This window comes from Pseudomonas sp. NFIX28, from assembly GCF_900107395.1.
Classification (GTDB): Bacteria; Pseudomonadota; Gammaproteobacteria; order Pseudomonadales; family Pseudomonadaceae; genus Aquipseudomonas.
In genome coordinates, this window is the sequence record NZ_FNPW01000009.1 from 1 (window position 1) to 22,794 (window position 22,794).

16 protein-coding genes, 1 rRNA gene and 1 pseudogene are annotated in these 22,794 nt (G+C 62.8%); 11 read left to right on the forward strand and 7 right to left on the reverse strand.

Annotation, left to right across the window (positions count from 1 at the left end):
* The first annotated feature begins 46 nt into the window (after positions 1-46).
* The 7 genes from rrf (at position 47) to BLV20_RS17815 (ending at position 12,308) form a co-directional block, all read left to right on the forward strand.
* Positions 47-162, forward strand: a 5S ribosomal RNA gene (rrf, locus tag BLV20_RS17785).
* A gap of 163 nt (positions 163-325) precedes the next feature.
* On the forward strand, positions 326-3,778 hold the full coding sequence (gene recC / locus BLV20_RS17790) for an exodeoxyribonuclease V subunit gamma (protein WP_092303663.1): 3,453 nt from the start codon (positions 326-328) through the stop codon (positions 3,776-3,778).
* A complete protein-coding gene (recB, locus tag BLV20_RS17795) occupies positions 3,775-7,467 on the forward strand; it encodes an exodeoxyribonuclease V subunit beta (protein ID WP_092303665.1) in 3,693 nt (1,230 codons plus the stop codon). The genes recC and recB overlap by 4 nt, the downstream gene beginning before the upstream one ends.
* A complete protein-coding gene (gene recD / locus BLV20_RS17800) occupies positions 7,464-9,539 on the forward strand; it encodes an exodeoxyribonuclease V subunit alpha (protein ID WP_092303667.1) in 2,076 nt (691 codons plus the stop codon). The genes recB and recD overlap by 4 nt, the downstream gene beginning before the upstream one ends.
* 420 nt (positions 9,540-9,959) lie before the next feature.
* Positions 9,960-10,535 carry a regulatory sequestration protein YfiR gene (locus BLV20_RS17805; RefSeq protein WP_092303669.1) on the forward strand — a complete coding sequence of 192 codons (576 nt, stop codon included), beginning with the start codon at positions 9,960-9,962 and terminating at the stop codon, positions 10,533-10,535.
* Positions 10,532-11,800 (forward strand): diguanylate cyclase DgcN/YfiN, encoded by a 1,269-nt coding sequence (locus tag BLV20_RS17810; protein ID WP_092303671.1) that lies wholly within the window; start codon positions 10,532-10,534, stop codon positions 11,798-11,800. Before BLV20_RS17805 ends, BLV20_RS17810 begins: the two co-directional genes overlap by 4 nt.
* Positions 11,801-11,804: 4 nt before the next feature.
* The gene (locus BLV20_RS17815) at positions 11,805-12,308 is read left to right on the forward strand and encodes an outer membrane lipoprotein YfiB (RefSeq protein ID WP_092303673.1); all 504 of its coding nucleotides are present in this window, start codon (positions 11,805-11,807) and stop codon (positions 12,306-12,308) included.
* Here the strand turns inward: BLV20_RS17815 and BLV20_RS31050 are convergent.
* From BLV20_RS31050 to BLV20_RS17830, 4 genes and pseudogenes are all read right to left on the reverse strand, one after another.
* Positions 12,308-12,421 (reverse strand): annotated as a pseudogene (locus BLV20_RS31050) (LysR family transcriptional regulator); the annotation flags it as partial. The gene BLV20_RS17815 and the pseudogene BLV20_RS31050 overlap by 1 nt on opposite strands.
* Positions 12,422-12,439: 18 nt before the next feature.
* A complete protein-coding gene (locus BLV20_RS17820; protein ID WP_092303675.1) occupies positions 12,440-12,859 on the reverse strand; it encodes a hypothetical protein in 420 nt (139 codons plus the stop codon).
* A complete protein-coding gene (locus BLV20_RS17825) occupies positions 12,840-13,994 on the reverse strand; it encodes a polymorphic toxin type 44 domain-containing protein (RefSeq protein ID WP_092303677.1) in 1,155 nt (384 codons plus the stop codon). Before BLV20_RS17825 ends, BLV20_RS17820 begins: the two co-directional genes overlap by 20 nt.
* A 145-nt stretch (positions 13,995-14,139) precedes the next feature.
* Positions 14,140-15,090 carry a LysR family transcriptional regulator gene (locus BLV20_RS17830; protein ID WP_092303679.1) on the reverse strand — a complete coding sequence of 317 codons (951 nt, stop codon included), beginning with the start codon at positions 15,088-15,090 and terminating at the stop codon, positions 14,140-14,142.
* Between the two features lie 152 nt (positions 15,091-15,242).
* Here BLV20_RS17830 and BLV20_RS17835 point away from each other — a divergent pair, with 152 nt between their 5' ends.
* On the forward strand, positions 15,243-16,769 hold the full coding sequence (locus BLV20_RS17835; RefSeq protein ID WP_092303680.1) for a CoA-acylating methylmalonate-semialdehyde dehydrogenase: 1,527 nt from the start codon (positions 15,243-15,245) through the stop codon (positions 16,767-16,769).
* Between the two features lie 11 nt (positions 16,770-16,780).
* Entirely contained in the window at positions 16,781-17,668 is an 888-nt protein-coding gene (gene mmsB / locus BLV20_RS17840; RefSeq protein ID WP_092303682.1) for a 3-hydroxyisobutyrate dehydrogenase, read from the forward strand.
* Between the two features lie 234 nt (positions 17,669-17,902).
* On the opposite strand, the gene BLV20_RS17845 is transcribed toward mmsB, so the two are convergent.
* On the reverse strand, positions 17,903-18,253 hold the full coding sequence (locus tag BLV20_RS17845) for a cupin domain-containing protein (RefSeq protein ID WP_023969491.1): 351 nt from the start codon (positions 18,251-18,253) through the stop codon (positions 17,903-17,905).
* Positions 18,254-18,518: 265 nt separating this feature from the next.
* Between BLV20_RS17845 and kynB the strand changes: the two genes are divergently transcribed.
* The gene (gene kynB / locus BLV20_RS17850) at positions 18,519-19,160 is read left to right on the forward strand and encodes an arylformamidase (protein ID WP_092304049.1); all 642 of its coding nucleotides are present in this window, start codon (positions 18,519-18,521) and stop codon (positions 19,158-19,160) included.
* 104 nt (positions 19,161-19,264) lie between these two features.
* On the forward strand, positions 19,265-20,119 hold the full coding sequence (gene kynA, locus BLV20_RS17855; RefSeq protein ID WP_092303684.1) for a tryptophan 2,3-dioxygenase: 855 nt from the start codon (positions 19,265-19,267) through the stop codon (positions 20,117-20,119).
* A gap of 184 nt (positions 20,120-20,303) precedes the next feature.
* On the opposite strand, the gene BLV20_RS17860 is transcribed toward kynA, so the two are convergent.
* Together BLV20_RS17860 and antC are read right to left on the reverse strand one after the other, a co-directional pair.
* Positions 20,304-21,701, reverse strand: a complete 1,398-nt coding sequence (locus BLV20_RS17860) for an amino acid permease (protein WP_092303686.1) — start codon at positions 21,699-21,701, stop codon at positions 20,304-20,306.
* A 73-nt stretch (positions 21,702-21,774) separates the two neighbouring features.
* Positions 21,775-22,794 (reverse strand): anthranilate 1,2-dioxygenase electron transfer component AntC, encoded by a 1,020-nt coding sequence (antC, locus tag BLV20_RS17865; RefSeq protein ID WP_092303688.1) that lies wholly within the window; start codon positions 22,792-22,794, stop codon positions 21,775-21,777.

Below are 22,794 nucleotides of genomic sequence, written 5' to 3' on the forward strand. Positions count from 1 at the left end.
TGCTGGCACGTTCGGCCCTTGAGCCAACGGTCTGGCCCCAGAATTTCTTGACGACCATAGAGCATTGGAACCACCTGATCCCATCCCGAACTCAGCAGTGAAACGATGCATCGCCGATGGTAGTGTGGGGGTTCCCCATGTGAGAGTAGGTCATCGTCAAGATTAAATTCCGAAACCCCAATTGCGAAAGCAGTTGGGGTTTTGTTTTTGTGCAACAAAAAATGCCTCATTCCTCGCAACACTCATGTTGGTCCCTTCAGCTGCCACCGCTGCGTGACAGTGCTAAGGTTCGGCCCTAGCTTTTGCATTTTCCAAGGAAGCCCTTATGCCGGACGCCACGTCCCTCAGCGCTGGTTTTATGGTGGTTCACGGTAACCGCCTGGACGAGTTGCGCAGCCTGGTGGTCAGCTGGATGCGGCGTTACCCTTTGGCGCCTCTGGAAAACGAGATCGCCCTGGTCCAGAGCAATGGCATTGCCCAATGGCTGAAGCTGGCACTGGCCGAGGACCCTGAGGAAGACGATATGGGCGGCTGCGGCATCGCCGCCGCCATCGACGTGCAACTCCCCGGCAGTTTCATGTGGCAGCTCTATCGCATGGTGCTGGGCCGCGATGAAATCCCGCCCAAATCCCTGCTGGATAAAGCGCCGCTGACCTGGCGCCTGATGCGGCTTTTGCCCGAGCTGATCGATCAGCCGCATTTCGAGCCTCTACGCCGCTTCCTCACTCACGACACCGACTTGCGCAAGCGCTATCAATTGGCCGAGCGACTGGCTGACCTGTTCGACCAATATCAGGTCTATCGCGCCGACTGGCTGGAAGACTGGGCCGCCGGACGTCATCAGTTGCGCAGCGCTCGAGGTGAGCCCAAGGCCCTGACCCCCGCCAACTGCTGGCAGGCCGAGCTGTGGCGAGCGTTATTGCTGGATGTGGGGGAGGAGGGCATGGCGCAAAGTCGCGCCGGTGTTCATCAACGTTTCATCGAACGGATCCTCAACCTGGAAACGGCACCGCAGGGATTGCCTTCAAGAGTGATCGTTTTCGGGATTTCCTCCCTGCCGGCGCAAGCCCTTGAAGCCTTGGCCGGGTTGGCCCGCTTCAGCCAGGTATTACTGTGCGTGCATAACCCCTGCCGTCACCATTGGGCGGATATCGTCGCCGACAAGGATCTGCTGCGCCATCAATACAAGCGTCAGGCGCGCAAGGCTGGAATGCCGGTGGTGCTCGACCCGCAAACCCTGCATCAACATGCCCACCCGCTGCTCGCCGCCTGGGGGAAACAGGGTCGCGACTACATCAACCTGCTCGACAGCTACGACGATCCCAACAGCTATCGTTCGGCCTTTCGTGACGGCCGTATCGACCTGTTCAGCGAGAATCAGCCGCAGACCCTACTGAACCAGTTGCAGGATGACATTCTCGAACTGCGTCCGCTGGAGGAGACCCGCCAACTCTGGCCGGCGGTCGATCTGCAGCAGGACAAGTCGATCCGTTTTCACATTGCCCACAGCGCCCAGCGCGAAGTGGAGATCCTCCACGACCAACTGCTCGCACGCTTCAGTGAAGACCCCGAGTTACGTCCGCGAGATGTAATCGTGATGGTCCCGGACATTGACAGCTACGCGCCGCATATACGCGCAGTCTTCGGCCAGCTGGAGCGTGACGATCGACGTTTCATTCCATTCACCCTGACAGACCAGGGCCAGCGCGGCCGCGACCCCTTGCTGATTGCCGTGGAGCATCTGCTCAAGTTGCCGGACAGCCGTTTCCCAGTCAGTGAAATCCTCGATCTGCTGGATGTCCCAGCACTACGCGCACGCTTTGCTGTGGACGAAGCCGATCTGCCGACCTTGCATCGCTGGATCGAAGGCGCCGGCATCCGTTGGGGCATGAACGCCGAACAGCGGGCCGATCTGGGGCTACCAGAAGAGCTGGAGCAGAACAGCTGGCGTTTCGGCCTGCGCCGCATGTTGCTGGGTTATGCCGTGGGGCGCTCCGATGCTTGCGAGGGAATTGAGCCTTACGATGAAATCGGTGGACTGGACGCGGCCTTGATCGGCCCGCTGGTGGCCTTGCTCGATGCCCTGGAGACGGCGTACCAGGACCTCACCTTGCCGGCTTCGCCGCAACAGTGGGGCGAGCGTCTGCAAGCACTTACACAACAGTTCTTCCTGGCCGGGACCGAGCATGACGACTACCTGCTGAGCCAGCTCGAAGACTTGCGCGAAACCTGGCTGGAAACCTGCGAGTCGGTCGGCTTGCATGATGAGCTGCCGCTGACCGTGGTGCGCGAGGCCTGGTTGGCCGGCCTCGACCAGGGGCGCTTGTCCCAGCGTTTCCTGGCCGGTGCGGTGAATTTCTGCACGTTGATGCCGATGCGCGCGATTCCCTTCAAGCTGGTATGCCTGTTGGGGATGAACGACGGCGACTATCCGCGAGCACAGCCGCCGCTGGATTTCGACCTGATGGGCAGCGACTACCGTCCCGGCGACCGCTCGCGACGCGAGGACGACCGTTATCTGTTGCTGGAGGCGCTGCTTTCGGCGCGGGATCAGCTGTATGTCAGTTGGGTCGGGCGCAGCATTCGCGATAACAGCGAACGCCCGGCCTCGGTGCTGATCGGCCAGCTGCGCGATCACCTGGCCAGCGGCTGGAAATTGGCGAATGACCAGGATGACCTGCTTCATGCCATGACCCAGGAGCATCCGCTGCAGCCTTTCAGCGCCCGCTATTTCCATGAGGGCGATGGGCTGTTCAGCTATGCCCGTGAGTGGCAACTGTTGCATCAGGTTCAGCCAGCCGCGCAAGCGCTCGAGCTTCTGGCGCCCTATGTCCAGGACGAACCTTTGAGCCTGGGCCAGTTGCAGGACTTCCTGCGCCATCCGGTTCGGCATTTTTTCAGCCAGCGCCTCAAGGTGTTCTTCGAGGCGGCCGATGCGCCGTTGGCCGATGAGGAGCCTTTTGTGCTCGACGCGCTGCAACGCTACAGCCTGAGCGACAGCCTGCTGGAGGCGGCGCTGAACAGCGCCGATGATCCGGACCAGGCGCTGCAGGCCCAGGCGCAACGGCTACAGGCCAGCGGTTTGCTGCCCATGGCCGGCTTTGGCGAGAGCCTGCAAAGAGAGTTGATCGAACCTTTGCCGGATCTGCTGATGCGCTATCGACAACTGCTGGCTCTATGGCCAACCCCCGTCACCAGCGCCTTGCCGATTAGCCTTGAGCTCAAGGACGTGAAGCTTGAAGGCTGGCTGAGCGGTTTGCACCAACGCAGCGATGGTGGGCTGCTGTCGGTCACCACCATTCCCAACAGCATCGGCTCGACCAAGACTCGCAAGTGGCACCGTCTGATTCGTCCTTGGGTCAACCATCTGGTGGCTTGTGCCAGTGGCTATACCTTGACCACCGCGTTGGTAGCTAGCGACGACACCTTATTGCTGCCGCCTCTGGACCGCGATTCAGCGCTGCAAAGCCTGGGCGATTTGCTGCTGGCCTGGCAGGCGGGCATGCGCCAGCCGTTGCCGATAGCGGTGAAAACCGCGTTTGCCTGGCTGGGCCAGAGCGACCCGGGCAAGGCCGAAGTCGCGGCGCGTAAAGCGTATGAAGGCGACGGCCAGACCAGCGATGGCGAGCGTCGGGAAAGCCCGGCCCTGGCGCGCCAGTATCCGGACTTCAATGCACTGATCGCCGATGAAACCTTCAGCGGCTGGGTTGATGCGCTATACCGCCCGTTGTTGCAGGCGCCCTGGCGTTCCGCGGCCAATGGGGAGGTGGACGCATGACCCGGCAAGCACCTTTGGCCCTGGCGTTTCCGCTGCGGGGCAGCCAACTGATCGAGGCCAGCGCCGGTACCGGCAAGACCTTTACCATCTCGGCGCTCTACCTGCGCCTGGTACTGGGGCATGGCGGCGAACAGGCTGGGTTCAGTCGCGAATTGCTGCCGCCGCAGATTCTGGTGGTGACCTTCACCGACGCGGCTACCAAGGAATTGCGCGAGCGAATTCGCACCCGCCTGGCTGAAGCCGCGCGCTTCTTTCGCGATGAAACCGCCGCGCCCGACGCCCTGATTGCCGAGCTGCGCGACCAATTCGCCAACGAACAATGGCCCGCTTGTGCCAGCCGCCTGGACATCGCCGCGCAATGGATGGACGAGGCCGCGGTCTCGACTATTCACAGCTGGTGCCAGCGCATGTTGCGCGAGCATGCATTCGACAGCGGCAGCTTGTTTACCCAGACCCTGGAAACCGATCACAGCGATCTGCTTGGCGAAGTGTTGCGCGACTACTGGCGGCTGTTTTGCTACCCGATGCAGGGCGATGCGCTGAACTGGGTGCGGACCAACTGGGGTGGCCCCGCGGCCTTGCTACCGAGGGTACGTGCGCTGTTTGGCGGCGAGCGGGAAGTGGACGAGGAGCAGACGCCCGCGCAACTGATCGAAGCCTGCCTGCTGGAGCGCCGCGCCGCCCTGGTGCAGCTCAAGGCCCCCTGGCTGCAATGGGCCGCCCAGTTGCGGGAGATCTGCTTGCAAGGCGTCGCCAGCAAGGCGGTCGATGGCCGCAAGATGCAGGCGCGTTATTTCGAGCCCTGGTTCGAAAAGATCACCGCCTGGGCCGAAGACGAAACCATAGAACAACTGGACATCGGCACCGGCTTCAGTCGCCTGACCCCCGAAGGCATGGCCGAGGCCTGGAAGGGCGAGGCGCCGGACCATCCCGCGCTGCAGGCCATGGCCGCGCTCAAGGCCGCACTCGATGCCTTGCCAAGCCCCGACGCCGCGGTATTGCAACACGCCGCACGCTGGGTCGGCGCGCGCTTTGAGGAAGAGAAGCGTAGACGCGCCGAGATGGGCTTTGACGACATGCTGCTGCGCCTCGATGCCGCATTGCAGGCCGAGGGGGGCGAGCGTCTGGCGACGCTGATTCGCGAACAATTCCCGGTGGCCCTGATCGACGAATTCCAGGACACCGACCCGGTCCAGTACCGGATTTTCGAAAGCATCTACCGCATCGAGGACAACAACCCCGAGACGGGGCTGTTCCTGATCGGCGACCCCAAGCAGGCGATCTACGCCTTCCGCGGGGCGGACATTTACACCTACCTGCGCGCGCGCCAAGCCACCAGCGGCCGCTTGCACACCCTGGGCACCAACTTCCGCTCCAGCCATGCCATGGTCAACGCGGTGAACCACGTATTCGAGCGTGCCGAGCGCCGTGAGCAGGGGCGCGGCGCATTCCTGTTCCGGGAGAGAGACGGAGAGAACCCGGTGCCGTTCCTGTCGGTGGCATCGCAGGGGCGCAAGGAGCAACTGCACAGGGAAGGGCAGCAGGTGCCAGCGCTGAATATCTGGCACCTGCCCTCGGAGCAAGCCATTTCCGGTGCGCTGTACCGGCAGCAACTGGCGGCGGCCTGCGCCAGCGAAATTGTGGCCCTGCTCAACGGCGGGCAACAGGCCAGCGCCGGTTTTGCCCGTGATGGCCAGCCTTTCAAAGGGCTGCTGCCGGCGGATATCGCCATTCTGGTGCGTGATGGCAAGGAGGCGCAGGCAGTGCGCGGCGAGCTGGCCGCGCGCGGGGTGCGCAGCGTTTACCTGTCGGACAAGGACTCGGTGTTCGCCGCCCAGGAGGCACACGACCTGCTGGCCTGGCTCAAGGCCTGTGCCGAGCCGGATATCGAACGCCCACTGCGCGCCGCGCTGGCCTCCATCACCCTGAACCTGCCACTGGCCGAGCTGGAACGCCTGAACCAGGACGAACTGGCCTGGGAAAGCCGGGTCATGCAGTTCCGCGGCTATCGCCTGATCTGGCGCACCCAGGGCGTGCTGCCGATGCTGCGGCGCTTGCTGCATGACTTCCAGCTGCCCCAGGCCTTGATCGCCCGCAGTGATGGCGAGCGTGTCTTGACCAACCTGCTGCACCTCTCCGAGCTGTTGCAGCAGGCGGCTGCCGAACTCGACGGTGAGCAAGCGCTGATCCGCCATCTGGCCGAGCACCTGGCCTTGTCCGGGCAGGCTGGGGAAGAACAGATCCTGCGCCTGGAAAGCGACGAGCAACTGGTCAAGGTGGTGACCATCCACAAGTCCAAGGGCCTGGAATACCCATTGGTGTTCCTGCCGTTCATCTGTTCGGCCAAGCCAGTGGATGGCAGTCGCCTGCCGCTGCACTACCACGACGAGTCGGGCAAGGCCCAAGTGACGCTGCGACCAACGCCGGAACTGATTGCCCAGGCCGACGACGAACGCCTGGCCGAGGACCTGCGCCTGCTCTACGTGGCCCTGACCCGTGCCCAGCATGCCTGCTGGCTGGGTGTCGCCGATCTCAAGCGCGGCAACCACAACAGTTCGGTGCTGCATCTTTCGGCCCTGGGCTACCTGTTGGGCGGCGGTGCGCCGTTGAGCGAGTCCAGCGGCCTGGCGCGCTGGCTGCAAGACTTGCAGCAAGGCTGCGAGGCCTTGAGTGTCAGCGAAATGCCGAACGCCTCCGACAACCGCTTCTACCCGCCGCGCAACGATGCAACGCTGCTCGCGCCCCTGGCGCCCAAGCGACGCGCCGCGGAAAACTGGTGGATCGCTTCCTATAGCGCCCTGCGCATCAGCGACAACCTGGGCGCCGGCAATACCGAAGCGCCAGAAAGCCCGCAGGCGCAGAAACTCTTCGACGATGAGCGCCTCGACCCCGATGCCCCGCGTGAAGTCGTGGCCAGCGGCGCGGACATTCATCGTTTCCCTCGTGGGCCGAACCCCGGGACCTTCCTTCACGGCCTGCTGGAATGGGCCGGCGACGAGGGTTTTGCCAGCGATCCCGCGGCCATTGAGGATGCTATCGGTCGGCGCTGTAATCGCCGCGGTTGGGAAGGCTGGATCCGCACCTTGAGCGACTGGTTGCGGCACCTGTTGCACCTGCCTTTGCCCGTTGGTGCGGGGCAGCCGCCGGTGGTGCTCGCGCAGTTGAGCCAATACCGGGTCGAGATGGAATTCTGGTTCGCTAGCCACAAGGTCGATGTGCTCAAGCTCGACGAGCTGGTGCGCCAATACACGCACCAGGGCGTGCCTCGGGTGACCGCTGAACCGGTCCTGCTCAATGGCATGTTCAAGGGCTTTATCGACCTGACCTTCGAGCACGAAGGGCGTTATTACGTGGCCGACTACAAATCCAACTGGCTGGGCGTGGATGACGCCGCCTACACCGAGCAGGCCATGGAACAATCGATTCTCGACAACCGATACGACCTGCAATACGTGCTGTACCTGCTGGCCCTGCATCGCCAGTTGCAGGCACGCCTGGCGGATTACGACTACGACCGGCACATGGGCGGTGCCCTGTACCTGTTCTTGCGCGGCACGGGCTCGGCCAGCCGCGGAGTGTTTTTTACCCGGCCACCCCGCGAGCTGATCGAGCGCCTGGATCGTTTGTTCCAGGGCAAGCCCGAGCAGCCCAGGGCCGAGCCGGCGTGGGAACAGGGAGTATTGCTGTGATCGAGGATCTGCTGACGCCGCTGGAGCCCAAGCCCCAACCTGATCTTGCGCCCCTGGCACGGGCTGCCGATTTGCTGCTGTTGCTCGACCGTTGGGTCGAGCGCGGCTGGCTGCGGGCCCTGGACAAGGCTTTCGTCGCCTTCCTGCATGAACTGGAGCCGCAAGGCGATCCGCTGGTGCTGATGGCCGCGGCGCTGACCAGCCATCAACTGGGCCACGGCCACGTCTGCCTGGACCTGTTCGAAACCCTCAAGGAACCGGACTTCGCCCTGTCCCTGCCGCCGGAAGGCGATCTGCAAGGCACGGCGGCGGTGTTGCCGTCGCAGGTGCTGGCGACGCTGGATGGCGCGCATTGGTGCAAGGCCCTGGCGGCCAGTCGCCTGGTGGCGCTGGCGGCGGACCAGAGCGAGCCGGCCCGCCAGCGGCCTTTGGTGTTGTCGGGCAAACGTCTGTATTTGCGCCGCTACTGGGCTTATGAGCGGCGCATCGACAATGCCCTGCGCCAGCGCCTGGCGGTGCAGGAGGAAACGCCTGCGGACCTGGCCGAGCGCCTCGGCGGCCTGTTCGGCGCGGCCAAGGCGGCGGGGCCGGTCGATTGGCAGAAGCTGGCTTGCGCGCTTGCCACCCGTGGCGCGTTCAGCATCATCACCGGCGGGCCGGGCACCGGTAAAACCACCACCGTGGTGCGCTTGCTGGCCTTGCTCCAGGCGCCGGCTGTCGAGGCCGGCAAGCCTTTGCGCATCCGCCTCGCCGCGCCTACCGGCAAGGCGGCGGCGCGCCTGACCGAATCCATCAGCCTGCAAGTTCGTTCCCTGTCGGTGGACGACAGCGTGCGCGAAAAAATCCCCAGCGACGTGACCACGGTGCACCGGCTGTTGGGCAACCGTCCGGGGACCCGGCACTTCCGCCATCACGCCGGTAACCGCTTGCCGCTGGATGTGCTGGTGGTCGACGAAGCTTCGATGATCGACCTGGAAATGATGGCCAATCTGCTCGATGCGCTGCCGGTACACGCGCGGCTGGTGTTGCTTGGGGACAAGGATCAACTGGCCTCGGTGGAAGCCGGCGCGGTGCTCGGCGATCTGTGCCGCGATGCCGAGGCCGGCTGGTACAGCCCGCAGACGCGCAGTTGGCTCGAGGCAGTCAGCGGCGAGCGCCTGGCGGACAGCGGTTTGCAGGAAGACAGCGCGGGCACTCATCCGTTGGCCCAGCAGGTGGTGATGCTGCGCCACTCCCGGCGTTTCGGTGAAGGCAGCGGAATCGGCCAACTGGCGCGCTGGGTCAACCAGCAGCAGGCCGAGGAAGCGCGGCGCCTGCTGGCGGCCCGCAGCCACGCCGACCTGTACAACCTGAGCCTCAAGGGCGAGCAGGACCGCGCCCTGGAGCGCTTGCTGCTGGAAGGCCATGGCGACGGGCCGCAGGGGTACCGGCATTACCTGAGCCTGTTGCGCGGCCAGCGTCCGCCCGCCGATACCGCGCTGGAAGATCCACGCTGGACCGCCTGGGCCCGCGACGTGCTGCAGGCCTTCGACCAGTTCCAGCTGCTTTGCGCGGTGCGCAAGGGGCCCTGGGGTGTCGAGGGGTTGAACCAGCGGATCACCGCCGCGTTGTTCAAGGCGCGGCTGATCGAAAGCGATCAGCAATGGTACGAAGGTCGTCCGGTGCTGATGACCCGCAACGATTACGGCCTAGGCCTGATGAACGGCGATATCGGTATTGCCTTGAAGCTGCCCGAGCACGAAGGCGCGCAGGACGGGCGCCTGGTGCTGCGGGTGGCCTTCCCGCGCAACGATGGCCAGGGTGGCGTGCGTTTCGTGCTGCCGAGCCGGCTCAACGATGTGGAAACCGTGTACGCCATGACCGTGCACAAATCCCAGGGCTCGGAATTCGCCCATACCGCGCTGATCCTGCCCGAGGCGCTGAACCCGGTGCTGACCAAGGAGCTGATCTACACCGGCATCACCCGGGCCAAGGACTGGTTCAGCCTGATCGAGCCGCGGGCCGGGGTGTTCGAAGAGGCGGTGCGGCGCAAGGTCAAGCGCTTGAGCGGGTTGATGCTCGACCTGGGTTGAGCATCAACCCCGGCGCTCTGCCCCGATCAGGGCGCCGCGGCCAACAGCTTGTCGAGAGCCTGGGCCTTGCCGGCGCTATAACCCCGGAGTGCGTGAAATATTTCCCGCGGCATCGGCTAACCTCAACGATGCCTCGGGCCACTCATGGCACCGCAAAGGCACAAGGCCGAGGCGGCGAAGCTGGGCAGTAGCGAAAGACAATCCTTGAGCTGGATCTCTACGGGGTCGGTCTGGACGGCTCACTTTCTGGTGCTGATCCCAAGCAGGCGTTGCAGGCATGAAGAACAAGAAAGCTCGAATCATTACGGCATTTTTTTCTGATCCAATAGCCTGCCACCCATGCTGGGGAGCCTCGCGGTGGTTTCACCGGCTGTGCTATCGTTGCGGCATCATTGTATGAAGATCAAAGAGAATCCCTGCATGAACGTGGCTGTCTCGGCGACGGAGCGCTTTTCGGGCTGGAGGCAGGCACTGCTGTCCGCCCTTGTCTGTCTGTTGAGCACTTTTGCCGTCGCGCAACCCGAGCCTGCCACCAGCCTGGCAGACCAGCGCGCCAAGGCGGTAACCCAGGTGGTTTTGGGCATTCTCAGTTATGCGCGCTGGCCGGTGGAGCCAGCGCAATTGCGTCTGTGCGTGGTGGGGCCGACCGAATACACCGACAACCTAGTCAAGGGCACGACCCAGGCTACTGGCCGTCCGGTGCTGGTGCGGCGTTTGCTGGCCGACAACCCGTCCATCGTCAACGAGTGCGACGCGGTGTACATCGGCAAGCTGACCGACGACCAGCGCTCCCGCCTGTTCACTTCTCTGGTCGGTCATCCGGTGCTGAGCATCAGCGAAGGCGGCGACCGCTGCACAGTGGGCAGCCTGTTCTGCCTGCGCGTCAGTGACAATCAGGTGTCGTTCGAGGTCAACCTGGATTCGGTGGCCCGCAGCGGCGTACGGATTCATCCGAGCGTGCTGCAACTCTCCCGTCGTCGACCGGCGGCCCCATGAGCCTCTTCAAGTCTCCTGCCCGTCCTACGTTGCATTCGGTCATCGGTCGCGGGCACCTGACCGTCGCGCTGCTGGCCATTTCCATGGCCAGCTTGTCGTTGACGTTTCTTGGGGTGCTGGCATTGCGGGTGTATGCCGACCACAACCTGCACCTGATCGCCCGTTCGATCAACTACACCGTCGAAGCCGCGGTGGTGTTCAACGACAGTGCCGCGGCGACCGAGGCCCTGGCCCTGATTGCCTCCACCGAAGAGGTGGCCGATGCCCAGGTTCTCGACGTCCGCGGGAGTGTGCTGGCCCATTGGGAACGGCCGGAAACCGGATTGTTGACCGACCTGGAAATGCAGATCGCCCGGGCCTTTCTCGAGAAACCCATCACGGTGCCGATCATGCACCAGGGCCAGGAAATCGGCAGCATTGCCTTGACCGGGCACGGCGGCAGCCTGCTGCGGTTCCTGCTCAGCGGGTTGGTGGGCATTGTCTTGTGTACCGCGGTGAGCGCCTGGGTGGCGCTGTACCTTGCCCGCCGTCAGTTGCGCGGGATTACCGGACCGCTGCGCAGCCTGGCCGATGTGGCCCATGCCGCGCGCCGCGAGCGGGCGTTCGACGTACGGGTACCGCCGGCAAAGATTGCCGAGCTGGATAACCTGGGCAACGACTTCAATGCCCTGCTCGATGAGCTGGAAGCCTGGCAAACCCATTTGCAGAATGAAAACGAAACCCTGGCCCACCAGGCCAGCCACGACAGCCTGACCGGGTTGCCGAACCGGGCGTTTTTCGAGGGGCGTTTGATCCGCACGTTGCGCAGCGCCAGCAAACTCAATGAGCGGGTGGCGGTGCTGTTCCTCGACAGTGACCGCTTCAAAGGCATCAACGACAACTTCGGCCATGCCGCCGGCGATGCGGTGCTGATGGCGGTGGCGTCGCGGGTGCGGGCGCAGCTGCGCGAGGAAGACCTGGTGGCGCGCCTGGGAGGCGACGAATTCGCCATTCTGCTGACTCCGCTGCACCGCATCGAGGATGCCGAGCGTATCGCCGAAAAAATCATCGCCAGCATGGAGACGCCGATTGCTTTGCCGGGCAGCACTTCGGTACTGACGTCACTCAGTATCGGTATTGCCGTCTACCCTGATCATGGCACCACCCCGGGCGCCCTGCTCAACGCCGCCGATGCGGCGATGTATCAGGCCAAACGTGTCTCTCGAGGCGGGCAACACACTGCGGGGTCGGAGTCCCCCGTGGTTCACGTTCAATCCAGGAGCTGATCCTTTGTTTTCATTGATTCGACCTTCCCAGCGCTTTTTCGCCGCAGCCTTGTTGCTGGCGCTGCTTTCATTGACCGGTTGCCAGAGCGTGCCGCCCAAGGGGCTGACCCCGCAGCAAGTGTCGGTGCTCAAGCAGGAGGGCTTTGAGCTGACGGACGAGGGCTGGGCCTTCGGCCTGTCCGGCAAGGTGCTGTTCGGCAGCGACATCGATAGGTTGAATGCCGCCAGCACCAGCATCGTTGAGCATATCGGCAAGGCGCTGGTCAGCGTGAACATCGACAAGGTCCGGGTCGACGGCCACACCGATGCGTCCGGCAAGGAAACCTACAACCAGCAACTGTCCCTGCGTCGGGCGAAAAGCGTGAGCAAGGTGCTGGTGACCACTGGCATGCGCGAGGAAAACATCCAGCTGCGTGGCCTCGGCAGCAAAGAACCAGTGGCCTCCAACAGCACAGTGGCCGGACGTACCGAAAACCGCCGCGTCTCGATCGTGGTCATCGCCGACTGATCGGCAAACACCATCCTCCGGGTCTGCCCCTTCAGCAGGTCCTGATTCTGTTTGATCACGCTGCTGATGTAGTCCCACAGCAGGGGACGCTTGAGTTTGCGCAGCTCTTCGCGGCGCTATTGGCAGGAAGCTCAGGTCCGGAAAGGGTCAGGCTCGCCCGGGCATTGTTTCAAGCGGGAAATGACGTCAGGGCCGGTTTTGGCGGTGTCGATTCTTCCTGTTGCATCAAGGTGGATTTCTATCGTTGCCCAGTGCTTAGGTGTGATGTCGACGCATTGTTGAAAACCTTTGTCCGTCCACCAAAAGAACATCATAAAGAAGTCTTCGTCAGGAAATATGTAGCCGGACTCAATGGCAGAGCCCCCATGCTTAATGTCGCCTCTGTGGATTCTGTCCTGAGTGTTCCAGACATATCGGAACTCTTCCTTGCTGTCCGGGGAAAAGTCGACCGATACAACCGGGGAGGCAAAATTCCAAAGTGCTACAGGGAGGATGACAAGAATCAGAAGTAGCCAGCGGCCATATCGGACCTTATGTTTCTTTGCAGACATGTACCCGAGCCCCCTTTCTCCATTCTTGAAGCGGTACTGCAAGAACCTCGTCCATGATCATCTTTGCCGTGACGCCTCCGTGGGGGTGTTGTCGATAGAGTTTAATGCCAATGCTAATGGATGTTCGATCAGGCGCATCATCCCATGCCCGCATGCCCTCGATATCTGCTGAGCGATGTGGACCGGGTAGTTCCCACTCTGCTTTAGGTTTTTTATACATCTCTTCAATCTTCCGAGCAGCGTCTGACCCTATTTGTTCTATACCTGCACCGTCCAAGAGGACGCTTTCAGAAAGGCCTCCAGCCATCCCCACATAGCCGTAGTGAATGTTCGACCAGATGTCGTAGAAATAATCATGTTCTCCTTGTTTGTGCCAAATTCCCCCGATGGTCCTACGAATAATAGGCTTGTGGTCCCATGGGCGACCCTGACCGACTCGCTCTGTCCAGATAGCCAAAGCTTTCGCTTTCTTTCCCAGCGCTAAGCTGTAGAAGTCAGGGCTTTGACCAAGACGAAGATAGAAAGGAAGCTCCTTATACTTCTTTGTTTCAGCTGTTGGGCTAAAGCTGTTGAGGTCTTTCATCTGCCGCACAGACGGGCTGTTGATGTTGGTATTCATTTCGCCCGCAATGTAGCTTGCCAACTCCTCCATCATGTCAGGGTCATTACAGACCTTTTCTTCTGGATTCTCTTCAGGCGCCTTAGAGGCCGCATTGGGATCAACCAAAGCCTTTGCAGCAGTCGCCTTCTCCATCAGCTTCGGGTCGGCCAGCAAGGTCGCCATCTTTTCATCGTCTACCGAGCCGTCTGGGCGGAACACGCCGAGCGCCGCGAAGTTAATGATTGCAGCGCCAGGAGTGGGCCCCATGACAAAGCCACCGAAGGTATCGCCTGAGCCGGTGATGATCGTCCCACCGTGGCTGGTGGGGCTCCCTAAGTGGGCCATGGGGCGACCATTCAGGATGATCGAGGGAAACCCCGTGGTGATGACCGCGCCACAGCCGCAAGTGTCACCGACACGGGCTGCTCCCATGAAGTTGATGTTGATGTCACCAGAAGCACAAGCAATCGGAGTGCTGCCATGACCGGGAAGCGGGCAGAGGTGTTTGTCGCCCAGGCGAGCAGAAGAAAGCATTTATCGTCCTTGCATTAGCTGATCCGCGAGGCTCTTTGTCGAGCTTCGCGAACCTAGCAAGTGACGATGGGCAAGGCTTTAGGACGATTCTGAACTTGGATGAAGCCCGCTCTCATTGCGATCAGCTTTCGTGATTCCGTGCCGGCTATGAGTCGGCAAACACCATCTCCCGGCTCTGCCCCATCAGCAGGCCCTGATTGTGTTCGGTCACGCTGCGGATGTAATCCCACAACAAGGTGATCCGCTTAAGCTTGCGCAGGTCTTCGCGGCAGTACATCCAGAACTGCCGGGTGATGTTTATTTCCGCCGGCAGCACCGGCAGCAGGCTCGGGTCCTGGGCTGCGAGGAAGCATGGCAGGATTGCCAGCGAGCGGCCTTGCTGGGCGGCCACGTACTGGGCGATCACGCTGGTGCTGCGCAGATTGGCGCTTGCGCCGGGCAGTACATTGGCCAGATACAAGAGTTCGGAGCTGAACGCCAGATCATCCACGTAGCTGATGAATTGATGCTCGCTCAGGTCCGCCGGGCGGCGGATCGGTGGGTGCTGGTCGAGGTAGTCCTGGGTGGCATAGAGCTGCAGGCGGTAATCGCAGAGCTTGCAGCAGACGTAAGGGCCATGTTCCGGGCGCTCCAGGGCGATGACGATATCGGCTTCGCGCTTGGACAAGCTGATGAAGTGCGGCAGCGGCAGGATGTCCACCGAGATCGCCGGGTAGGCATCGACGAAATGGCTCAGCTGCGGGGTGATGAAGAAACTGCCGAAGCCTTCGGTGCAACCCATGCGCACGTGGCCGGACAAGGCCACGCCCGAGCCCGAGACCTGTTCGCAGGCCATGTGCAGGGTGCTCTCGATCGACTCGGCATAACCCAGTAGGCGCTGGCCCTCGGCGGTCAGGACAAAACCGTTGGTCCGGGACTTTTCGAACAACAGCGTGCCCAGTGCACCTTCCAGCGAGCCGATGCGCCGCGACACCGTGGTGTAGTCCACGGCCAGGCGCTTGGCCGCGCTGCTGGCCTTGCGGGTGCGGGCTACTTCGAGGAAAAACTTCAAGTCGTCCCAGTTCAGCGAGCCGAGGGAGGTGATGTTTTTTTGCATGATGGACCGGCTTTTATGTGCGTTCTTATTAGAAGTTTGCACATCTATACTCCAAAAACAGTCCGACAACCAACTCGCGACGCACGCCTCATTTCAAGGCGCCCCACGCCTTGGCTCCCTGCATAAGAACCTCAAGAAGTCAGGAGACCCGTATGAACGCATCCCTCAAGCCCGACGGCACCACCTTGCAGCAGGTCAAGCTGCTGATCGACGGCCAGTGGGTCGAATCCCAGACCAGCGAGTGGCACGACATCACCAACCCGGCCACCCAGCAAGTGCTGGCCAAGGTGCCTTTTGCCACAACGGATGAAGTCGACGCCGCCATCGAAGCCGCGCATCGCGCCTTCCAGACTTGGAAGCTGACCCCGATCGGCGCGCGGATGCGCATCATGCTCAAGCTGCAGGCGCTGATCCGCGAACACTCCAAGCGTATTGCCCAGGTGCTCAGCGCCGAACAGGGCAAGACCATCGCCGATGCCGAAGGCGACATTTTCCGCGGCCTGGAAGTGGTCGAGCATGCCTGCTCGATCGGCAGCCTGCAGATGGGAGAGTTCGCCGAGAACGTCGCCGGCGGCGTCGATACCTACACCCTGCGCCAGCCGATCGGCGTCTGCGCCGGGATCACCCCGTTCAACTTCCCGGCGATGATTCCGCTGTGGATGTTCCCGATGGCCATTGCCTGCGGCAACACCTTCGTGCTCAAGCCTTCGGAGCAGGACCCGCTGTCGACCATGCTACTGGTGGAACTGGCGCTGGAAGCCGGCGTTCCACCTGGCGTGCTCAACGTGGTGCATGGCGGCAAGGAGGTGGTGGACAAGCTGTGCACCCACCCGCACATCAAGGCGGTGTCGTTCGTCGGCTCCACCGCGGTCGGCACCCATGTCTACGACTTGGCGGGCAAGCACGGCAAGCGCGTGCAGTCGATGATGGGCGCCAAGAACCACGCCGTGGTGCTGCCTGACGCCAACCGCGAACAGGCGCTCAATGCCCTGGTCGGCGCCGGTTTCGGCGCGGCCGGCCAGCGCTGCATGGCCACCTCGGTGGTGGTGTTGGTGGGCGCGGCCAAACAATGGCTGCCAGACCTCAAGGCGCTGGCGCAGAAGCTCAAGGTCAATGCTGGCAGCGAGCCGGGCACCGATGTCGGGCCACTGATTTCCAAGCGCGCCAAGGAGCGTGTGCTGAGCCTGATCGAAAGCGGCATCAAGGAAGGCGCCAAGCTGGAGCTGGACGGTCGCGACGTCAAGGTGCCGGGGTTCGAGCAGGGCAACTTCGTCGGCCCGACCCTGTTCTCCGGGGTGACCACCGACATGCAGATCTACACCCAGGAAATCTTCGGCCCGGTGCTGGTGGTACTGGAAGTGGACACCCTCGACCAGGCCATCGCCCTGGTCAACAGCAACCCCTTCGGCAACGGCACCGGCCTGTTCACCCAAAGCGGCGCGGCGGCGCGCAAGTTCCAGACTGAAATCGATGTCGGCCAGGTCGGCATCAATATCCCGATTCCGGTACCGGTGCCGTTCTTCAGCTTCACCGGTTCGCGTGGTTCCAAGCTGGGCGATCTGGGGCCCTACGGCAAGCAAGTGGTGCAGTTCTACACCCAGACCAAGACCGTCACCAGTCGCTGGTTCGACGATGACAGCGTCAACGATGGCGTGAACACCACCATCCATTTGCGTTGAGGAGTCCGCTCATGAAAATCGCATTCATTGGCCTGGGCAACATGGGCGCACCCATGGCGCGCAACCTGCTCAAGGCCGGGCATCAGCTGAACCTGTTCGATCTGAACCAGGCCGTGCTCCAGGAACTGGCCGGATTGGGTGGCAGCATCAGCACCTCGCCGCGCGCTGCCGCCGAAGACAGCGAGCTGGTGATCACCATGCTGCCGGCCGCCGCCCATGTGCGCAGCGTCTGGCTGGGTGACGACGGAGTGCTGGCGGGGATCGCCCATGGCACGCCGGCGGTGGATTGCAGCACCATCGATCCGCAGACCGCCCGTGACGTGGCCGCGGCCGCCGCCAGGCAAGGCGTGGCCATGGCCGATGCGCCGGTGTCCGGCGGCACCGGTGGCGCGGCGGCGGGCACCCTGACCTTCATGGTCGGCGCCAGTGCCGAACTGTTCGCTATCTTGCAGCCAGTGCTGGCGCAGATGGGGCGCAATATCGTGCATTGCGGGGAAGTGGGCACCGGGCAGATCGCCAAGATCTGCAACAACCTGCTGCTGGGCATTTCGATGATCGGCGTCAGCGAAGCCATGGCCCTGGGCGACGCCCTGGGCATCGACACCAAGGTGCTGGCGGGCATCATCAACAGTTCCACCGGGCGCTGCTGGAGTTCCGACACCTACAACCCTTGGCCCGGCGTGATCGAAACCGCGCCGGCCGCGCGCGGCTACACCGGCGGCTTTGGCGCCGAGCTGATGCTCAAGGACTTGGGGCTGGCCACCGAGGCCGCCCGCCAGGCTCACCAACCGGTGGTCCTGGGCGCCGTGGCGCAGCAGCTGTACCAGGCCATGAGCCTGCGCGGCGAAGGCGGCATGGACTTCTCGGCGATCGTCAACAGCTATCGCAAGCCGACCTAGAAACAGTGAAACCTGCGTTCTTCAAAGAGCGCAGGTTTCGCCAACCTCTGTGAACGCTGCAAGCTTTCCGGGACTCACGTCGGGTGGGCTCCCGGTTTTTTGTTTCTGGCGTATCAGGTGCAATCCGTAGGAGCGAGGCTTGCCCGCGATCCAGGCAATGCGTTGCATGCGGCGCTATCGCGAGCAAGGACTAGGCGTCCCACTCCTACATAAGCAGAGATGCCGCGCGGTGGATCAGGCGAACACGAAATACTTGCGCACGGTCTCGACCACTTCCCAGGTGCCTTTCATTCCGGGCTCGACCACGAAGATGTCGCCGGCGCGCAGGTGAATCGGCTCCATGCCGTCCGGGGTGATCACGCAGTAGCCTTCCTGGAAATGGCAGTACTCCCACTTCACGTAGTCCACGCGCCATTTGCCGGGGGTGCAGATCCAGGTGCCCATGATCTTGCTGCCGTCTTCGCTGGTGTAGGCGTTGAGGTTGACGGTATGCGGGTCGCCTTCGAGTTTTTCCCATTTGCAGGCATCGAGCACGGGCAGAGGATGGGTATCGCGCAGGACGGTGATGGGGGCAGTCGCGGTCATGAGGACTCCGGAATATTGGCTGGGAACGGAAGTCGCACCCTATAGCGCCCGGCCGCCGGTCAGTTGTCTGTACTCGACATCGGGGTGCCCAGAAACGCAGTGCCCGCCCGCAACATGTTGCCGCTGTTTACATTGAAATTTCCCAGCGTGAATTTGCGCTTTCCTGGCAGTTTTTGCGAAAGATCCTGCGCTGCCGAAGTATTTCGCAAGAATCTACACAGGCATCGCTCGTATGATTCAGCTCGAAGTGGCCGAGAGCAGCGCTATGAACACAACCCCAAGCTGGTGGGACATCAGCCCGCCCCTGAGTACCGCGACCCCGACCTGGCCTGGCGACACGCCGTTCCAGGAAGAACGGGTATGGCAGTACGGACCCGAATGCCCGGTGAATGTCGGGCGCATCACCCTGTCGCCGCACACCGGCGCCCATGTCGACGCGCCGTTGCATTACAGCGCCGATGGCGCGCCGATCGGCGAGGTGCCGCTGGACGTCTACCTCGGCCCGTGCCGGGTCGTGCATTGCCTGGGCTGCGGCCCGCTGGTATTGCCCCGGCACCTGGAAGGGCACCTGGACAACCTGCCCGAGCGAGTGCTGCTGCGGACCTATCGGCAGGCCCCGTTGAGCACCTGGGACCCGGACTTCAGCGCCGTGGCCAAGGAAACCGTCGAGCTGCTGGCCAGCCACGGCGTGCGCCTGATCGGCATCGACACCCCGTCCCTTGACCCGCAGCAATCGAAAACCATGGACGCCCATAACACCGTGGCCCGTCATGGCCTGGCGATTCTCGAAGGCATCGTGCTCGACGAGGTGGCCGAAGGTGACTACGAACTGATCGCGCTGCCCCTGCGTTTCGCTCATCTGGATGCGAGCCCGGTGCGTGCGATCCTGCGGCCGTTGCCGCGATAATTCCTACAATAGTATTTACAACAACGAAGCTTCGACCCCGCGCGTCCGATCAAGGCCGGCGCGGGTGATCGACCAGCCGCGACCTGACATGAGGAGCCCACGCGATGAGTCAATGTCCCTATTCGAACAACCCACCACCCGACAACTGGCATAACGCCGAGCTGAATTTTGCCGATTCCATGAGTTACGGCGACTACCTGGACCTGGGGCGCATCCTCAATGCCCAGCACCCCTTGTCGCCGGACCACAACGAAATGCTCTTCATCATCCAGCACCAGACCTCGGAGCTGTGGATGAAACTGATGCTCCACGAGCTCAAGGCGGCCCGGGAGCATGTGCATCAGGGGCAACTGCCACCGGCATTCAAGATGCTGGCGCGGGTGTCGCGGATCTTCGACCAGCTGGTGCACGCCTGGGCGGTGCTGGCGACCATGACGCCGTCCGAATACAAGTCGATCCGCCCGTACCTGGGGCAGTCGTCGGGCTTCCAGTCGTTCCAGTACCGCGAGATCGAGTTCATTCTCGGCAACAAGAGCGCGACCTTGCTGCGTCCCCATGCCCATCGTCCGGAGCTGCTCAAGGAGCTGGAGCAGGCGATCGCCACGCCGTCGCTGTACGACGAAGCCATCGGCCTGATGGCCAAGGCCGGGCTGGCCATCGACCCCGAGCGCCTGGCCCTGAACAGCAACGCGCCGACCCAGCACGACCCATCGGTGGAAGCGGCCTGGCGCGAGGTCTATGCCGATCCGTCGCGCTACTGGGACCTGTATCAGCTGGCGGAGAAGTTCATCGACCTGGAGGATTCCTTCCGCCAGTGGCGCTTCCGCCATGTGACCACGGTGGAACGCATCATCGGCTTCCAGCCCGGCACCGGCGGCACCGAAGGCGTCGGCTACCTGCGCAAGATGCTCGACACCGTCTTGTTCCCCGAGCTATGGCGCGTGCGCTCGGCGCTGTAAGCGACAGGGCAAAAAAAGGCCCGGCATTCATCGAATGCCGGGCCTTTTTGTTTATGCCAATCCCTGTAGCCGCTGCCGCAGGCTGCGATAGGTCCGCAGGACCTCCGGCGTCCTCAAGATCGCTGCGACCGTACCGGTCGATCGCAGCCTGCGGCAGCGGCTACAGGGGCATGTGCCGCCGTCGTCAGGCCACCGCGCGAGCGCCGGCCCGGGTTACCCGCAGGCGGTAGAACAGCCAGATCAGCACGACCCACACCGGGATCGCGTAGACCGAAACCCGTATGCCGGGAATCATCAGCATCACGCTGATGATCACCAGCATGAAGGCCAGGCACAGGTAGTTGCTGAACGGGAACCAGAAGGTCTTGAACGACGGCACGATGCCTTGCTGGCCCATGGATTTGCGGAACTTCAGGTGGGTCAGGCTGATCAGCGCCCAGTTGATCATCAGCGACGCGACGACCAGCGCCATCAGCAGTTCCAGGGCTTCTTGCGGCGCCAGGTAGTTGACCACCACGCAAAGCAGGGTGATCAGCGCCGAGACGCCCAGGGCCAGCAGTGGCACGCCCTGTTTGTTCAGCTTCATCATCGCCTTGGGCGCATCGCCCTGTTCGGCCAGGCCGTAGAGCATGCGGCTGTTGCAGTACACGCCGCTGTTGTAGACCGACAGCGCCGCGGTCAGGACCACGAAGTTGAGGATATGCGCCGCGGTGTCGCTGCCGATCAGGGCAAAGATCTGCACGAACGGGCTGCCGCTGTAGGAGTCGCCGGAAGCGTTGAGGGTCTGCAGCAACTGGTCCCAGGGGTACAGCGACAGCAGCACGGTGAGGGCGCCGACGTAGAAGATCAGCACCCGGTACACCACCTGGTTGATCGCCTTGGGGATTACCTTGCGCGGCTCGCTGGCCTCGGCGGCGGTGATGCCCACCAGTTCCAGGCCGCCGAAGGAGAACATGATGAAGGCCATGGCCATCAGCAGGCCGGTGCCGCCATTGGGGAAGAACCCGCCGTGGCTCCACAGGTTGCTCACCGACGCCTGCGGGCCGCCGCTGCCGCTGGCCAGCATGTAGCAGCCCAGGGCAATCATGCCGACGATGGCCACCACCTTGATGATGGCGAACCAGAACTCGGCTTCGCCGAAGAACTTCACGTTCATCATGTTGATCAGGTTGACCAGCACGAAGAACACCGCCGCGCTGACCCAGGACGGGATTTCCGGCCACCAGAACTGCACGTACTTGCCCACGGCCGTGAGTTCGGCCATGCCCACCAGCACGTACAGCACCCAGTAGTTCCAGCCGGCGAGAAAGCCGAAGTAACCGCCCCAGTATTTGTGCGCGAAGTGGCTGAAGGACCCGGCCACCGGTTCCTCGACGATCATCTCGCCGAGCTGGCGCATGATCAGGAAGGCGATGAACCCGGCAATCGCATAACCGAGGATCATCGAAGGTCCGGCGGACTTGAGCACGCCGGCGGAGCCAAGGAACAGTCCGGTGCCGATCGCCCCGCCCAGGGCAATCAGCTGAATATGGCGGTTTTTCAAGCCACGCTTGAGTTCGCCGGGTTTCAAGATCTCATCCACTAATCACGCTCTCTTCTCGTTGTTATCAGGTCTGCCCATGTTTGCAGGCAGATCGCGGCTGAATGCTGACGGATCAGATATTACTCTCGGTGAACTTCTCGTAATACAGCTGAACGCTCTCAAGTTGCTGATCTTGCAGCCAGTTCTTGATCGACTCGACCATCGGCGGCGGGCCGCAGACGTACATGTCCACCGGGCCATCGCGCAGTTCGCTGCAATCGAAATGCTCGGCGATATAACCGCGCTTGCCCGGCCAGTCCGCCGTCGGCTCGCTGATCACCGGAGTGTAGCGAAAGCCCGGCAGTTGGCTGGCGTAGGCCTCGATGCGCGCGGTTTCGCACAGGTCGGCGACGTCGCGCACCCCGTAGTACAGGTGCACCGGCTGGGTGCAGCCGTCGGCGACCAATTGTTCGAGCATCGCCAGCAGCGCCGACAGCCCGGTGCCGCCGGCCACCAGCACCAGCGGCCGGACGATATGGCGCAGGTAGAAGGCCCCCAGCGGCGCCTCCAGTTGGATGCGGTCGCCGACCTGGCAGCGTTCGCGGATGTAATTGCTCATCGCCCCGTCGGGCAGCAGGCGCAGGAGAAACTGCAATTGCGGGCTGCCCGAACGGTTGGCGAACGAGTAGGAGCGCTTGCTCGACGTGCCGGGGATCGACAGCCGGGCATATTGCCCCGGCAGGAAGTCCAGCACCGGCTGGTCCTCGTCGAGCTGCAGTTGCAGGATCGCCGTGCTCTCGGAGACCTGGCGCACCTCGCGGACCGTGGCGCCCAGCTGTGCCGGCCCCGCGGCGCTGCACAGGCTGGAGTCGAAGTCGAAATAGAAGGTGGCATCGGACTGCACGCGGGTCTGGCAGCTGAGCATCTTGCGCTGCGCCAGGTCCGCGCTGGAGAGCGCTTCCTCGTCCACGTAGTCCTGGCTGTAGTTGCCCGATTCGCAGCGGCCCTGGCAGGTGCCGCAAACGCCTTCGCGGCAGTCCAGGGGAATCTTGATGCCGTTGCGCAGGGCGGCGTCGAGCAATATTTCATTGGCGTTTACAGGGAAGAACAGCGTCTTGCCGTCGGCAAAGCTGAACGCGACCTTGTGGTTCAT